Source organism: Mycobacterium sp. RTGN6, assembly GCF_033804605.1.
Classification (GTDB): Bacteria; Actinomycetota; Actinomycetes; order Mycobacteriales; family Mycobacteriaceae; genus Mycobacterium.
This window is the reverse complement of sequence record NZ_JAPZKZ010000006.1, coordinates 39,614-55,358: the sequence shown is the minus strand read 5'-3', so window position 1 is coordinate 55,358 and position 15,745 is coordinate 39,614. Positions and strand designations below refer to the sequence as shown.

11 protein-coding genes are annotated in these 15,745 nt (G+C 67.7%); 8 read left to right on the top strand and 3 right to left on the bottom strand.

Annotated features, from left to right (window positions below; genetic code table 11):
- Window positions 1-37 precede the first annotated feature (37 nt).
- The 6 genes from SLQ33_RS15710 to SLQ33_RS15685 all read left to right on the top strand — a co-directional run bounded on the left by SLQ33_RS15710 (window position 38) and on the right by SLQ33_RS15685 (window position 8,717).
- The gene (locus tag SLQ33_RS15710; protein WP_319454798.1) at window positions 38-3,961 is read left to right on the top strand and encodes a Pls/PosA family non-ribosomal peptide synthetase; all 3,924 of its coding nucleotides are present in this window, start codon (window positions 38-40) and stop codon (window positions 3,959-3,961) included.
- Window positions 3,958-5,295, top strand: a complete 1,338-nt coding sequence (locus SLQ33_RS15705; RefSeq protein WP_319454797.1) for a M1 family metallopeptidase — start codon at window positions 3,958-3,960, stop codon at window positions 5,293-5,295. The genes SLQ33_RS15710 and SLQ33_RS15705 overlap by 4 nt, the downstream gene beginning before the upstream one ends.
- Window positions 5,292-6,539, top strand: a complete 1,248-nt coding sequence (locus tag SLQ33_RS15700; protein WP_319454796.1) for a hypothetical protein — start codon at window positions 5,292-5,294, stop codon at window positions 6,537-6,539. Before SLQ33_RS15705 ends, SLQ33_RS15700 begins: the two co-directional genes overlap by 4 nt.
- A gap of 18 nt (window positions 6,540-6,557) precedes the next feature.
- The gene (locus tag SLQ33_RS15695) at window positions 6,558-7,271 is read left to right on the top strand and encodes a glycosyltransferase family 2 protein (protein WP_319455151.1); all 714 of its coding nucleotides are present in this window, start codon (window positions 6,558-6,560) and stop codon (window positions 7,269-7,271) included.
- Window positions 7,268-7,609, top strand: a complete 342-nt coding sequence (locus SLQ33_RS15690; protein ID WP_319454795.1) for a DUF2304 domain-containing protein — start codon at window positions 7,268-7,270, stop codon at window positions 7,607-7,609. Before SLQ33_RS15695 ends, SLQ33_RS15690 begins: the two co-directional genes overlap by 4 nt.
- A 235-nt stretch (window positions 7,610-7,844) precedes the next feature.
- Window positions 7,845-8,717, top strand: coding sequence for a hypothetical protein (locus SLQ33_RS15685; protein ID WP_319454794.1), 873 nt, complete (start codon window positions 7,845-7,847; stop codon window positions 8,715-8,717).
- 88 nt (window positions 8,718-8,805) lie between these two features.
- On the opposite strand, the gene SLQ33_RS15680 is transcribed toward SLQ33_RS15685, so the two are convergent.
- The 3 genes from SLQ33_RS15680 to SLQ33_RS15670 are packed head-to-tail and all read right to left on the bottom strand — an operon-like array spanning window position 8,806 to window position 12,154.
- Complete coding sequence (locus tag SLQ33_RS15680; protein WP_319454793.1) at window positions 8,806-9,399, bottom strand: TetR/AcrR family transcriptional regulator; 594 nt, start codon at window positions 9,397-9,399, stop codon at window positions 8,806-8,808.
- A gap of 1 nt (window position 9,400) precedes the next feature.
- On the bottom strand, window positions 9,401-11,179 hold the full coding sequence (locus tag SLQ33_RS15675; protein WP_319454792.1) for an amidohydrolase family protein: 1,779 nt from the start codon (window positions 11,177-11,179) through the stop codon (window positions 9,401-9,403).
- A 39-nt stretch (window positions 11,180-11,218) separates the two neighbouring features.
- On the bottom strand, window positions 11,219-12,154 hold the full coding sequence (locus tag SLQ33_RS15670; RefSeq protein ID WP_319454791.1) for an NAD-dependent epimerase/dehydratase family protein: 936 nt from the start codon (window positions 12,152-12,154) through the stop codon (window positions 11,219-11,221).
- A 138-nt stretch (window positions 12,155-12,292) separates the two neighbouring features.
- Here SLQ33_RS15670 and SLQ33_RS15665 point away from each other — a divergent pair, with 138 nt between their 5' ends.
- Both SLQ33_RS15665 and SLQ33_RS15660 read left to right on the top strand, forming a co-directional pair.
- Window positions 12,293-13,939: a hypothetical protein gene (locus SLQ33_RS15665; protein ID WP_319454790.1), complete on the top strand. Its 1,647-nt coding sequence runs from the start codon at window positions 12,293-12,295 to the stop codon at window positions 13,937-13,939.
- A 25-nt stretch (window positions 13,940-13,964) separates the two neighbouring features.
- On the top strand, window positions 13,965-15,731 hold the full coding sequence (locus tag SLQ33_RS15660) for a hypothetical protein (protein WP_319454789.1): 1,767 nt from the start codon (window positions 13,965-13,967) through the stop codon (window positions 15,729-15,731).
- The last annotated feature ends 14 nt before the right edge of the window (window positions 15,732-15,745 follow it).

Here is a 15,745-nt window from a genome sequence, read left to right as displayed (position 1 = left end):
GGCCGGACGGACGCGAAGGCTTAGTAGGTTTGTACCCGTGACGACGACGGAACCGCGGCCGGACATCCCCGCCCAGTACCTGTTGTCAGGGCAAGCCCCCGAACCAAGGACGCTGATCGACGTCCTCTATGCCACCGCCGAGCGTCACCCCGACTCCCCCGCCATCGACGACGGCGACGTGCAACTCACCTATGCCGAGTTGATCGCCGACATCGAGGAGAGCGTCGAATGGCTCGCGTCTCGGGGCATCGGCCGCGGCGACCGCATCGGAATCCGCATGCCCTCGGGCACTTATGCGCTCTACGTCGCGATCCTGTCGACGCTGGCCGCGGGCGCCGCCTACGTGCCCGTCGACGCCGACGACCCCGACGAGCGTGCCGAGTTGGTGTTCGGCGAGGCGGGCGTCGTCGGCGTCATCAAAGAAGGCGGATTGGTCCGTGGCCACGGGTTGTCCCGCGGATGGCGGGCCGGACGTCCGCTCGGCCGCGACGACGCCTGGATCATCTTCACCTCGGGGTCCACCGGAACCCCCAAGGGCGTCGCGGTGACGCACCACAACGCGGCGGCCTTCGTCGACGCCGAAGCGCAGATCTTTTTGCAAGACAATCCGCTTGGGCCCGGCGACCGGGTGCTCGCGGGGCTGTCCGTGGCGTTCGACGCATCGTGCGAGGAGATGTGGCTGGCCTGGCGCCACGGGGCCTGCCTGGTTCCAGCGCCGCGCTCACTGGTCCGCAGCGGGATGGACCTGGGGCCGTGGCTGGTGTCGCGCGACATCACCGTCGTCTCGACCGTGCCGACGCTGGCCGCGCTGTGGCCCGCGGAGGCGTTGGAGGCAGTCCGGCTGCTGATCTTCGGCGGAGAGGCCTGCCCGCCCGAGCTCGCCGAGCGCCTCGCCGTCGAGGGACGCGAGGTCTGGAACACCTACGGTCCCACCGAGGCGACCGTGGTGGCGTGTCTCGCCAAGCTCGAAGGGAAGGGCCCGGTCAGCATCGGCCTGCCGCTGCCCGGCTGGGATCTCGCCGTCGTCGACAAGGACGGCCAGCCCGTCGCCATGGGCGAGGTCGGCGAGCTCGTCATCGGCGGCGTCGGGCTCGCGCGCTACCTCGACCCAGAAAAGGACGCCGAAAAGTACGCATCGATGCCGACGCTGGAGTGGGCCCGCGCCTACCGCAGCGGCGACCTGGTCCGCCTCGAACCCGAAGGCCTCTACTTCCAGGGCCGCGCCGACGACCAGGTCAAGGTCGGCGGCCGGCGCATCGAGCTCGGCGAGGTCGACTCGGCCCTGGTGAACCTGCCCGGCGTCAGCGGCGGCGCGGCAGCGGTGCGCCGCACCGCGAGCGGCACGCCCCTGCTCGTCGGCTACATCGCAAGCGCCGACCCGGAATTCGACCTCACCGCGGCGCGCGCTGCGCTGGCCGAATCGCTGCCCGCCGCGCTGGTGCCCCGCCTGGTGCTCGTCGACGAACTGCCGACCCGGACGTCGGGCAAGGTCGACCGCAACGCGCTGCCCTGGCCGATCGAGGGCGACAGCGGCGCCGACGATCCGGCGCTCGCAGGCACCATGGGCTGGCTGGCCGGACTGTGGCGCGACGTGCTCGCCGCGCCGGTCGAGGGTCCGGAGGCCGACTTCTTCGCACTCGGCGGCGGGTCGCTGTCCGCAGCACAGTTGGTGGCCGCGCTGCGTGGCAAGTACCCGCAAGTGACCGTCGCCGACCTCTACGACCACCCGCGGCTCGGTTCGCTCGCCGGCTACCTCGACGAGCTCGAACCCCCACCGAAGGTCGAAACCCGCACGGTCAAACCGGTTTCCAAGTGGACGGGCCTGGCGCAGGTCGCTGCGTCGGTTCCGCTGGCGACCCTAGCGGGCATGCAGTGGGTCGTGTGGCTGGCGTTGCTCAACAATGTCGCTGCGGCGCTGCACCTCCTGCCGTGGACCGTGCCGGTGAACTGGTGGGTGCTCCTAGCAGGGTTCGTCGCGTTCGTCACACCGTTGGGGCGCATGGCGATTGCGGTGCTTGGAGCGCGCATCCTGGTCGGTGGCCTCACACCGGGCACCTACCGCCGTGGTGGGACGGTGCACCTGCGGGTCTGGCTTGCCGAACGGCTCGGGGAGGCCAGCGGCGCCGAGAACCAGTCTGGCGCTCCGTGGTTGGTCTACTATGCGCGCGCGCTGGGCAACAAGATCGGAAAGGGTGTCGACCTGCATTCGGCGCCGCCCGTCACCGGGATGCTCACCCTGGGCCACCGCTGTTCGGTCGAGCCCGAGGTTGACCTCACCGGGCACTGGATCGACGGGGACCTGTTCCACGTCGGACCGATCACCATCGGCAACGACGCCACGATCGGCGCGCGAACCACGTTGCTACCCAACGCCATCGTCGGCAAGAACGCCGACGTCGCACCGGGCTCGGGAGTGGTCGGCAAGGTCAAGGCAGGCCAGTACTGGAAGGGCTCCCCTGCGATGAAGTCCGGCAAGGCCCGCCATCCGTGGCCGGACGAACGCCCGCGCCGCGCACCGTTCTGGGTTGCGGTGTACGGCATCACGTCGATCCTGCTCGGCGGCGTGCCGCTGGTGGCGCTCGGCGCCGGGCTGGCGGTGCTCGGCTGGGCGGTGCGGCACACCACGTCGCTGGTGGACGCGATCATCCCGTTGGCCGTGTGGACCCCGGCCGCCACGCTGGTCGCGGTCGTCGTCTACGCAGCACTCACCATCGTCGGCGTTCGCATGCTGGCGCTGGGCCTGCGGGAGGGCTATCACCCGGTGCGCAGCCGGGTGGGCTGGCAACTGTGGGCCACCGAGCGACTGATGGACGCGGCTCGAAACTACCTGTTCCCCATCTACGCCAGCCTGCTCACGCCGTGGTGGCTGCGGCTGCTCGGCGCGAAGATCGGTAAGGGAACCGAGATCTCGACCGCGTTGCTCACTCCGAAGTTCACGGTCGTGGAGGACGGCGCCTTCCTGGCCGACGACACCATGGTCGCGTCCTACGAACTCGGTGGCGGATGGATCCACGTCGCGAAGGCCACCGTTGGCAAGCGGGCGTTCCTCGGCAACTCCGGCATCACCCAACCGGGCCGGCGGGTGCCCGACGACGGACTGGTGGCCGTGCTCAGCGCGACGCCGCACAAGGCCAAGGCCGGGTCGTCGTGGCTGGGCAGTCCGCCGATCCGGCTGCGCCGCCAACCCACGGCCGCCGACGTGCTCCGCACGTTCCATCCTTCCCCACGGCTGAAGGTCATGCGCGCGGCGGTCGAGACGTTCCGCATCGTCCCCGTGATCGTGACGTTTGCGATCGGCGTCACCGTGCTCGGCGGATTACAGGCATTGGCAAACGAATTCGGCTGGCTGTGGACCGCTCTGACCGGCGGCGTCGTGCTGCTAGTCGCAGGCGCGGTGGCCGGCACCATCGCCGTCGTCGCCAAGTGGCTGGTGATCGGACGGATCAAGGCCATCGAACATCCGCTGTGGTCTTCCTTCGTGTGGCGCAACGAGGTGTCCGACACGTTCGTCGAGACCGTCGCGGCGCCCTGGTTCGCCCGCGCGGCCAGCGGAACGCCGGTGATGAACCTGTGGCTACGCGCCCTCGGCGCATCCATCGGCCGCGGCGTGTGGTGCGAAACCTATTGGCTGCCAGAGGCCGACCTGGTCAGCCTCGGCCACGGCTCCACCGTCAACCGGGGGTGCGTGGTGCAGACCCACCTCTTCCACGACCGGATCATGCGCATGGACACCGTCGTGCTGGAGGACGGCGCGACCCTCGGCCCGCACTGCGTGGCGTTGCCCGCGGCCAAGATCGGCGCGGGCGCAACGGTGGGCCCCGCTTCGCTGGTGATGCGGGGTGACGAGGTGCCCGCGTCGTCCCGGTGGCAGGGCAACCCCATCGCGCCGTGGAATGCATTCGGCAAGAAGCGCGGTGGCGCACCCAAGGCGCCGAAGACCACTGGGGAATCCGCCGCGTGACCCGATCCGCAAAGAAGGCCGCGCGCAAGAGCCCGCCGCCGGTCATCGATCCCTACCTGCCAGGCAACGGCAACTTCGGCTACCGGGTATCCCGGTATGAGCTGGAACTCGAGTACAAGGTCAACGCCAACCGGCTGTCGGGCGCGGCCACCATCACCGCCGCCACGCTGGCGTCGCTGAAGACGTTCACCCTCGACCTCGCCGATCCCCTGACGGTGTCCAAGGTGTCAGTCAATGGCCGCCGGCCTGCGCAGTTCCGCCACTCCGCGGGCAAGCTGCACGTCACACTGCCTTCTGCGCTGCCCGCCGGGGCGGCCATGTCGATCAACGTGCGGTACGCGGGCAATCCACGTCCCATCCGATCCCTTTGGGGCGAAGTGGGTTTCGAGGAGCTCACGAACGGGGCCCTGGTCGCCGGTCAACCCAACGGCGCGGCGTCGTGGTTCCCCTGTGACGACCACCCGAGCTCCAAGGCCAGCTACCGCATCCAGCTCAGCGCCGACAACCCGTATCGCGTGGTCGCCAACGGCGAGCTGGTGTCCCGTCGTACCCGGGCCGCCATGACCACGTGGGTCTACGAGCAGGCCGAGCCCACGTCCACCTATCTGATGACCGTGCAGATCGGCGACTACGGCACCTATCGGTTGGCCAAGAGCCCGGTGCAGATGAACGCGGCACTTCCAGCTCGCTTGCGGCGCAACTTCGATCACGACTTCGGCCGCCAACCCGAGATGATGAAGCTCTTCATCGAACTGTTCGGCCCCTACCCGCTCGCGACGGGCTACACCGTGGTGGTGACCGACGACGACCTCGAGATTCCGGTTGAGGCCCAAGGTATTTCGATCTTCGGCGCCAACCACTGCGACGGGCAGCGCACCGCAGAGCGGCTCATCGCGCACGAACTGGCCCACCAGTGGTTCGGCAACTCGGTGACGGCGCGGCGCTGGCGCGACATCTGGCTGCACGAAGGTTTCGCCTGTTATGCCGAATGGCTGTGGTCGGAGAACTCGGGCGGGCGCACCGCCGACGACTGGGCCGCGCACTACCACCAGCGGCTCAAGTCGTCGCGGCAGGATCTGCTGCTGTCGGACCCCGGTCCCCGGGACTTGTTCGACGACCGGGTGTACAAGCGCGGCGCACTGACACTGCACGTGCTGCGCCACACCATCGGCGACGAGAACTTCTTCAGTCTGCTGCGGGACTGGACGACGCGACATCGGCACGCGACCGCCGTCACCGATGACTTCACTGGGTTGGCGGCCAACTACGCCGACGAATCGTTGCGGCCGCTGTGGCAGGCCTGGCTGTATTCCACGCGGGTCCCAGACCTGTGACCGACGGCGCCGCGGTACCGGCGCAGGGCCCCGTCACCCGGGGCAGTGTCGTCCGGGTCGGCGCCGCGACCGTGGTGAGCGCCGTGTTCGGCTACGCGGTGCTTTACCTCGCGGCGCGTGACCTGGAACCCGCGGGCTTCTCGGTGTTCGCCGTGTTCTGGGGAGCGTTCGGGCTCCTGGCGGGCGCCGCCAACGGCCTGCTTCAGGAGTCGACCCGCGAGGTGCGCCAGGCGCAGGTCGCGATTCCCGACGGCCCGCAGCTTCACCCGCTGCGGGTGGCCGTGCTGGTGGGCGTCGGCTCCGCGGCGACGGTCGTCGGCACCTCACCGTTGTGGTCATCTCACGTGTTCGTCGAGTCCCGGTGGCTCAGCGTCGCGCTGCTGGCCGCAGGCATCGCCGGCTTCTGCCTGCACGCGACGCTGTTGGGCGTGCTGGCCGGGGTGAACCGGTGGAGCCAATACGGCTCGCTCATCGTCGGAGACGCGACGGGGCGCGTCGCCGTCGCCACGGCCACCTTCCTGGTCGGTTGGGGCCTAGTCGGGTATCTGTGGGCGACGGTCGCCGGTTCGATCGCCTGGCTGGTGCTGCTGTTGGTGTCCCCCGCGACGCGCGCAGCGGCCCGGTTGCTCACCCCCGGTACGACAATGACGTTCCTGCGGGGCGCCTCGCACTCGATCGCCGCCGCCGGCGCCAGCGCCATCCTGATCATGGGGTTCCCCGTGCTGCTGAAGGCCACCTCCCAGGACCTCGGCGCGGCGGGCGGGGTGGTGATCCTCGCGGTGACGTTGACCCGCGCTCCCCTGCTCGTGCCACTCACCGCGATGCAGGGAAACCTGATCGCACACTTCGTCGACCAGCGCGCCGCGCGGCTGAAGGCGCTGGTGATGCCGGCCCTGGTAGTCGCAGGGCTCGGCCTGCTCGCGGTACTCGTCGCCGGGTTCGCCGGACCGTCGTTGCTCCAGTTCGCGTTCGGGCCGCAGTACCGGGCCGGGGGTGCACTGCTGGCGTGGTTCACGGCTGCGGCGATAGCCATCGCACTGCTCACCCTCACCGGCGCGGCCACGGTGGCGGCCGCCCTGCACCGCGCCTACGCCGCGGGCTGGATCAGCGCCACCCTGGCGTCGGCACTGCTGTTGTTGTGGCCTGCGCCGTTGGAAACGCGCACGGTGGTTGCGCTGCTGTGCGGACCGTTGGTCGGAATCGTTGTGCATCTGGTCGCGCTAGTGCGAGCACAGCAAGGCTGAGCGTGTAGTTTGTTCGGCATCGACACCGGAGACACCTCACCTGGCCGCTACCACGACGTTTGGCTCGTCGTCCCTGCCTTCAACGAAGCGAGCGTGATCGCCGAGGTGATCACCGACGTCCGCACCGTCTTCGACCACGTGGTGTGCGTCGACGACGGCAGCCGCGACGATACGGGCGAACGGGCACTGGCCGCAGGCGCGCACCTGGTGCGCCACCCCGTCAATCTCGGCCAGGGCGCCGCCATCCAGACCGGCGTCGAGTACGCCAGAAGCAGGCCGGGCGCCGCGGTGTTCGTGACCTTCGACGCCGACGGCCAGCACCGCGTCAAGGACGTGGTCCGCATGATCGACAGGCTCGTCGCCGAGCACCTCGACATCGTCGTCGGCACCCGTTTCGGCGACAGTGCACCCCAGCAAATGCCGAGACTGCGACGGATCTTGTTCCCGATCATCGCCAAGCTGAGCCCCGCCAGCCGGAAGTTGGGGCTCACCGACGCCCACAACGGGCTGCGGGTGTTCAACAAGACCGTCGCCGACGGGCTGAACCTCACCATGAACGGAATGAGCCACGCGAGCGAGTTCATCGCCGTGGTCGCCGAGAACAACTGGCGAGTGGCCGAGGAGCCCGTCGAGATTCTCTACACCGACTACTCGATGTCGAAGGGCCAGCCGCTGATCAACGGGATCAACATCGTCTTCGATGGGCTGCTGCGCGGAAGGATGCGCAAGTGAACTGGATTCAGGTACTGCTGATCGCGTCGATCGTCGTGCTGCTGGTGTACCTGCTGCGGTCCAGACGCAACGCGCAGTCCAAGGCGTGGGTGAAGGTCGGCTACGTGTTGTTCGTCATGGCGGCGATCTACGCGGTGGTCCGACCCGACGACACGACCGTGGTGGCCAATTGGCTCGGCGTCGACCGCGGTGCCGACCTGATGGAGTACGCGCTGGTGATCGCGTTCCTGTTCACGACGCTGAGCGCGTACATGCGGTTCAAGGACCTCGAACTGCGGTACGCCCAGCTGGCCCGCGCGATTGCGCTCGAGGGGGCGCGGGCCCCCGAGGACGGCTAGCCGAGCGCACCGAAACGCGCCCCGCGCCTAGCCGGCTTCATGGTCGCCTTCCGATGAGCAGGGTTGCTGAGCGTTGACGCTACGAGGTCAAAGGCATTGTTGAATCGGGTGTTTCCCTAACCCTCACGACAAACCACCGGAACTAGGCCCTGGCAGATGGTTCAAACCGTCGAAGGGGTCGATACGTAGGGAAACACCCGATTCAACTCCGATGTCCGGCAAATAGTGTCACGACATGACGATCAGAACCGCCACGCGCCGAGCCGCTGTGGCCATACGAACACCTGCATTACTTGCCATCGCAACCGCCATCGCCGCCTCCGTGCTGTCAGGGACTGTGGCGGCGCCGGTCGCAAGCGCGGACAGTTTGTCCAACGGGCTCAACGTGAGCTGCAATGCCGTAGGCGCTAACCAACTTACCTGCGTTATTAGCGGCTGTCCCCGAGTAAACGGCGACTACGTCGTCGACGCCGTGCACGTGATGGACAACGGACATCAAGACGAGTACCCATTCAAATGCATCAACGGCCAGACCGCCACGCATAACGTCGCCATCATCATCGGCAGTATCGGAAGTGGTGGATTCACGCTTGGGTTCCAGGGCTGCCGCAAGAAAGACCTTGAGGGGGATTGGTGCGGCCCCTGGGCGGACTACACATACAAGCCGCCCGCCGCCCCCGCCGCCCCGGCCGCCCCGGCTGCCCCCGCCGCCCCGGCTGCCCCGGCGGCAAAGCCGGACATTCAGTGTCCTGCAGGCTCGCCCACTCCGACCGTTCCGGCCAGCCAGACGTGCGCCCCGATCCCGGACGTGACCAACGCTATCCAGGCGTCATTCGGTGACCCTGGGCTCACGAGCGTCGACTTCAATGTCACCAACACGTCGAACATTGAAGCGTCGTGCAACTACACCGCTACGGCAAGTTCGTTGAATCCCTTGGTACCCAAGAAGACAACGAGACAGTTCAACGTTCCTGCGAATGGCAACCACACGGAGAGTTTCAGCGGCACCATAACCGGCACTACGTACAACGCCGTGCTGTCGTGCAAGGACGCCAGTGGCAAGCAGAAAGCGGAGCTGGGTCACGTCAACACGTCGGTGACGTGGTAGCCGCAGCGGAACTCTGAACTAATCGTCTGCCACGGTCCAATCTCCGCCGGGCCGTGGCAGACGTCTCGCAGGCGATTTCGGGCAGGTTCTAGCCCGGCAAGTCTCCGGTGATCAGCGTCGTCAGCAGCGCGATTCGGCGCTGTTCGAGTTCGGGTTGTGGCAGTACCGCGCGCACGATTGCGGCGCCGTCGAACGCATTCGTCAGCGTCGCCACCAAGGTCGCGAAGATCTCAGGCGGGAACCTGTCCGCCCCGGGCACGGCGCTGGCGACCTCGTAGATGTTCGCCGCGTACTCGGCGAGCACTTCCCGCAGCGTGGCGTTCAGCTTCTCGTCGGTGCGCGCAGCGATCAGCAGTTCGTACATCACGGCGTTCGTCGGGTTGGCCGTGACGTCGCGCATCACGACCAGGGATGCCTCGAGCACCGGTTCGCCCGCCGGGATCTCCGCCACTCGCTTGGTGAACAGCTCGAGTTGACGGCGCATTACCTCGTGCGCGGTGGCGGCCATGAAGTCGCCCATGGTGGCGAAGTGACGGAACAACGCACCGTCGGACACCTTGGCGCGCTTGGCAATCACGGCGGCCGATGCGCGTGCGTAGCCGACCTCGATGATGGTGTCGATGCTCGCGTCGAGCAGGCGCGCGACCGTCTCCTCACGGCGCTGTTGCTGGGTTCTGGCCATGTCAGACGAGCGCCCTCGCCCGTTCGGCACCGGCCCGCAGGAAGCGACCGGACTTGACCGTCTCGCCATAGCCTTCGCAGAACCGACCGTTGCGGAAGACGACGATGCCGTTGACGCCCGTCGCGACGACGGTCTCGTCGTTGCGGTTGACCATGCGCGAAAGTCCGCCGTAGAACGGAACTTCCGCTTCGTGATAGGAGTCGACCGAGTCGTTCAAGCCAGCTGGATCGATGACAACGAAGTCGGCGCGCTCACCCTCACGCAGGGTGCCCGCCGGAATGCCGAACCATTCGGCTACCTCAGCGGTCAGCCGATGCACAGCGTGTTGGACGGTGAGGAACGGGCGACCGGCGCGGTCGGCGTCGCGGACGCGTTTCAGCAGCCGCAGCGAGAAGTTGTAGAACGCCATGTTGCGCAGGTGCGCACCGGCATCCGAGAAGCCCATGTGGATCGACGGGTCCTTGGCGAGCGCGTCGAGGTGCTTCGGTCGGTGGTTGGCGACGATCGTCGTCCAGCGCACGTTGCGCTCGCCGTTCTCGACCAGGACGTCGAGGAACGCATCGAGCGGGTGCAGGCCACGCTCGTCGGCGAGCTGTCCGAAGCTCTTGCCCACGAGTGACTCGTCGGGGCACTCGACGATCGTCGCGTCGTGAAAGTCGCGGTGCCACAACGTGGGGCCGAGCTTCTTGCGGTCGAACGACCGACGGAACCGGCGACGGTACTCGGTATCGGCGAGCAGTTCATTGCGCTCGAGCTGGTCGCGGAGGTGCAGCGCCGCAGTGCCTGCGCCGAACTCCTCGAAGACCGGCAGGTCGATGCCATCGGAGTACAGCTCGAACGGGACCGGGAGGTGCTGGAACCGCACGGAAGCGCCGAACACCTTGTTGAGCAGCCTCGTGCCGGGACCGAGTACGTACACCGCACCCTGTGCGGACTTGGCATCGGCGGACACCAGCAGGCTCATCCGAACGCCCTTGCGGCGGCCGAACATCCGGCTGCTGGTGAGGAAGAACATCAGCGCCGAGATCGCGTTCGTGGTATTGGGCGCGCTCTGCAGTATCCGCCCGCGCTTGCGCAGCACGGAGATCAGCCTGCGACGTTCCCGCCAGGTCGCGAACGTCGACGGCAGCGCACGGGAGCGGTAGCGGTCGCCATCGAGTTTGTCGATGGGCGCATCCATTCCGGACATGCCGAGCAGTCCGGCGTCGAGCGCCTGTTCCAGAAGGTTGGCCATGCGGCTCAGTTCGGCGTTGGTCGGTTCGACGCCATCGGTGGTGGCGCGGTCGAGTCCCAGCACCGCGGTGCGCAGGTCCGAGTGACCGAGCATCGAGCCGACGTTCGGCCCGAGTGGCAGTTCATCCAGTGCGGCAACGTATTCCGCGGCTGATGACCACGTCTGGTTCGCCTCGAGCGCTCCAAAGACGTACTTGCGAGGGACCGCCTCCACCCGGCTGAACAGGTCGGCGGCGTCCTCCGAATTCGCGTACACCGTCGACAGCGAGCAGTTGCCGAGCAGGACCGTGGTGACGCCGTGCCGCACCGACTCCCGCAGGCCGGGGTCGAGCAGCACCTCTGCGTCGTAGTGGGTGTGGACGTCGATGAAGCCGGGAACGATCCACTTTCCCGCCGCGTCGATGACGTCCGGGCAGCCGGCCTCGTCCAGCGGCGTCATCGACACCGTCGCCACGATTCCGTCCCGTATGCCCAGCGTGCGGACCCTCGGGGCGCCGCCGGTGCCGTCGAACCACAGACCGTTGCGGAGGATCACGTCGTACGTCATGTCATGAACGTACAACAGATAGTGAGTACTTACAATCTTTTATTGCTGGCGGAAGTAGTCGACGGTCCTGCCCACGCCTTCTGAGAGTTCGACCTTCGGCGTCCAGCCCAGCACCTCGTTGGCGCGGCTGAAGTCCAGGCAGCTCCGCCGCAGATCCCCGAGTCGTGGCGGATGCAGTTCGGGCTCGTCGGGCTTGCCAGCTGCGGCGGCGATGGCCGAATGTAGTTGGCGCACCGAGGTTTCGACGCCGGTGCCGACGTTGAAGCGCTGACCGCCCCCGGCCTCACCCGAGGCACGCACGAACGCGTCGACGACGTCGTCGACGAACACGTAGTCGCGGGTATCGGTGCCGTCGCCGAAGATCTTGGTCGACTTGCCGGCGAGGAGCGCCCTCGAGAAGATCGCGACGACGCCGGCCTCCCCGTGCGGGTCCTGGCGCGGCCCGTAGACGTTGGCGGGTGCGATGTGGCTGCAGTCCAGCCCGTAGAGGTTGCGGAACATGTTCAGGTACACCTCGCCGCACACCTTGCTGGCGGCGTACGGGGACGACGGGTCGACGGGCATCTGCTCGTTGGTCGGGTATCCCGGCGGAGTGCCGTAGACCGAGCCGCCCGACGACGTGTGGACGACCTTGCGGACGCCCGCCTGGCGGGCCGCCTCGGCGAGCCGCACGGTGCCTACGACGTTGACGCTCGCATCGAACTGCGGTTCGTCGACCGAGCGGCTGACCGAGATCTGGGCGGCGAGGTGAAAGACGACCTCGGGTTGAATGTCCCTGAGCAGCCCGGTCAGGTCGGCGTCGACGATGTCGGCCTTGACGAATTCGAAGGCGTCCGCACGCTCGGCGCGACCGAGGTTGACGCTGTTGCCCGAGCTGAGGTCATCGACGGCGACGACGCTGTGACCGTCCGCCAGCAGCCGGTCTACCAGCGTCGACCCGATGAATCCGGCAGCGCCGGTGACCAGTGTCCGCACCGGGCCACCATACCGGCGCGCGTTGGGGTTGGCAGTTGTCGGTCGGATAGTGATCGGGACTGAGTGATACCGAGTGGTAGTCAGTGTTGTGACGGCTCGGCGGTCCAGTCTGTCGGTGGTGGCTGCCAGCATGAGGGCATGGGTAGGCAGCTGCGATGGATTGGTGATCCGGTGGTGGCTGCAGGGCCGGCGGGGGTGCGGATCCGGACCCGCATTCACCTGAGCGAGGCCGAGGTTGGCGTTGTGGCGACGATCGGATCGTTGCTGGGATCGGTGTATCGGGCGGAGCTGGCGGGCCGAGTCGAGTTGGGCCCAATGGATCGCCAATCGCATGCCCAGTGGCGCGCACGGCGCAAGCGGGCTGTGACCGCGGTGGCGTCCTCGCGCTGGGCCGGGGCTATCACCCGGGCGGTCGAGGACCAATATCAGCTGGGCATGCGAGCGCTGAGCGCCCACGTGGCCGATCTGCGTCAAGCCGTCGACGTGCTCGAGGCGCGGTGCGCGCCACGCCCCGGAGAACAGGATCGGCTCCCGACAACCTCGCGCCGTCGCCGGCGTGGTTACCGCACCGCCGGTGAGCGGTTTGCCAAGACGCGGCGGCTGGCGATCCTGCGTCAGCGGCTGGCCGAGGCCGAACAGGCATTGGGTGCCGGCCGTCCGTCGATCACCGTGGGCGGGAAACGGCTGTGGCGCAACCGCGCCCACCTCGACCAGGCCGCCATGACCGAACCGCAGTGGCGGGCACACTGGGACGCGGCGCGGATGTTTCTGACCGCCGACGGCGAATCCGGAAGACCGGGTGGCAATGACACCATCCGCGTCGACGAGGCGGGCCGGTTGCGCATCAAGGTCCCCGTCGCACTGGTACCCCAATACGGGACACATCTGACTGTTGCGGCACCGGTCGAGTTCCCGCATCGCGGCACCGAGTGGGCCCAGCGGGTGGCGGGGCGCCGCGCGGTGCGCTACGACATCACCTATGACCCGGTCAAGGACCGCTGGTATCTGGACGCCTCCTGGAAACAAGACGCAGTGACCGCGGCGCCCTCGATCGACGAACTACGTGCCGGCCCGGTATTGGGGGTCGATCTCAACGCCGATCATCTGGCCTGCTGCGTGCTCGACGAGTCAGGGAACCCCGTTGGGAACCCGATATCGATCCCGATCGACACCGCGGGGCTGCGTGCATCGCGCCGTGATGGGCGGGTCCGTGCGGCGATCACCGCGCTGCTCGATACCGCGGCCCAGGCCCAATGCACGGCGGTGGTGATCGAGAACCTGGACTTCGCCGATGCCCGCGCTACCGGCCGCGAGACGATGGGCCGCGGCACGCGCGGGAAACGGTTCCGCCGCACCGTGGCGGGTATCCCCACTGCGAAGTTCCGCAACCGCCTCACCTCGATGGCCGCCCGCTGCGGTATCGCGGTCATCGGCGTGGATGCCGCTTACACCAGCAAGTGGGGTGCCCAGCACTGGGTCAAACCCTTGCAGCAGCAGACTTCCGAACCGGTCACCGGCCATCATGGTGCGGCGACCGCGATCGGCAGACGTGGCCTCGGATTGAAGATCAGGCGACGGCCGGCAGGACCCCGCAACGGACAGAGGACCGTTGCGGGCACGCCACCGGTCAGGCCCGATCGTCAACCGGACCACGGTGGCAGGCACGGCAGTTCCGGCCCACCGGCACGCACACGATGCGCACCGGTCCACCGGAGAACACCCGCCGCCAGCGGCCAACACCGTTCGGGCCGCAACCGAGCAACACACGCTGCTGCTCACTCCTAAGGAACGGTCCGTACAGTCGGCGGACGTGCACTGGGTCCGGCGTACTGCTTTGGCGCTGATCGCGCTGCAGTTGGTCATCCGGGCGGTGGTGGCGTTCGGCGGCTACTTCTACTGGGACGACCTGATCCTCATCAGCCGCGCAGGTACCCACCACCTGCTCGCCCCTTCCTTCCTCTTCGACGATCACGACGGCCACGTGATGCCCGCCGCGTACCTCGTCGCCGGCAGCATCTCCAAGCTCGCGCCATTCAACTGGATCGGGCCGGCCGTCAGCATGGTGCTGCTGCAACTCGTCGCATCGCTGGCACTGCTACGCGCGCTGCATGTGATCCTCGGGTGGCGCCCGGTGTTGTTGGTCCCCCTGACCTTCGCGCTCTTCGTCCCACTTGGATTGCCCGCCTTCGCATGGTGGGCGGCCGCACTGAACGCGCTGCCGATGATCGCCGCGTTGGCATGGGTGTGCGCGGACGCGATCCTGCTGGTGCGCACCGGCAATCGGCGTTATGTCGCGTCTGCCCTTGCCGCGTACTTCATTGGGCTGCTGTTCTTCGAGAAGGCCGCGGTCATCCCGTTCGTCGCGTTCACGGTCGCCGCGCTGCTGGCGCACGTCACCGGCGAGCCAGCGCCGCTGAAGTTGGTGTGGCGCAGAGGCTTTCATCTCTGGGCCGCATCCTTGGCGTTGACGACGGCCTGGATTGGCGTGTATCTCGTGGTCGTCGACCAGCGGCGGTGGACCTTGGATTACTCGATGACGTGGGATCTGCTGGTCCGATCAGTGACGCGCGGGATCCTGCCGGGGTTGGTCGGGGGCCCGTGGGATTGGGAACGCTGGGCACCCTCGTCACCGTGGGCACTACCTCAGTGGCCGGTCATCGTGCTCGGCGCGCTGGCACTGGCGGCCATCATCGCGGTGTCCGTGGCGCGCAAGGACCGCATCGGCCCGGTGTGGGCAGCGGCGGTCGGGTATGTCGCGGCCTGTCAGGTACCGATCTACTTGATGCGATCGTCGCGGTTCACCGCCATCGAGCTCGCGCAGACGCTGCGCTATCTGCCGGACCTCGTCGTCGTGCTCGCCCTGCTGGCGGCCGTCGCATTCTGCGCGCCCAATCGGCGTGCTTCGACGTGGCTGGACGCCTCACGCCTCCGCACCGGTGTAATCGCCTCGTGCGCAGTGCTCTTCGTCGGAAGCAGCCTGTACTCGACCGCGACGTTCTTCACGAGTTGGCGGGACAACCCGACCCGGTCCTACCTGGACAACGCACGGACAGGGCTGTCCGCGGAGAATGCCGCGTCGGTCGCGCCGATGCTCGACCAGGAGGTCGACCCCCACATCCTTCAGCGCTTTTCATGGCCGGACAATTTGGCCAGTCACGTCTTCGCACTGCTGCGGGATCGGCCCGAGTTCAGCACGAGCACAACGGATCTCCGATTCATCGAGCGCTCGGGCCGGGTGGTCGATGCACAGGTGACGTGGGTTCGATACACCCTGGCCGGCCCCGCCCCGCAATGTGGCTACCTCGTCCAGCCCGGCACCCCGGTCCGGATGCCGCTCAGCGGCCCGATGCTGCCGTCGGAGTGGACGGCCGAGATCAACTATCTCGCCAACACCAACGGATCGATGACGATGGCGCTGTCCGACGGCACGGAGACCAAGGTGCCGGTGCGGCCGGGACTGAACCGCGTATTCGTCAGATTGTCGGGCGCGGGCAACGCTATCGACGTCCGCGCCAACACCTCCGCACTGTCTCTGTGCCTTGCTTCCGGGCCGGTCGGATTCGTGGCCCCGCCGTAGCCGTCGTCGGTGAT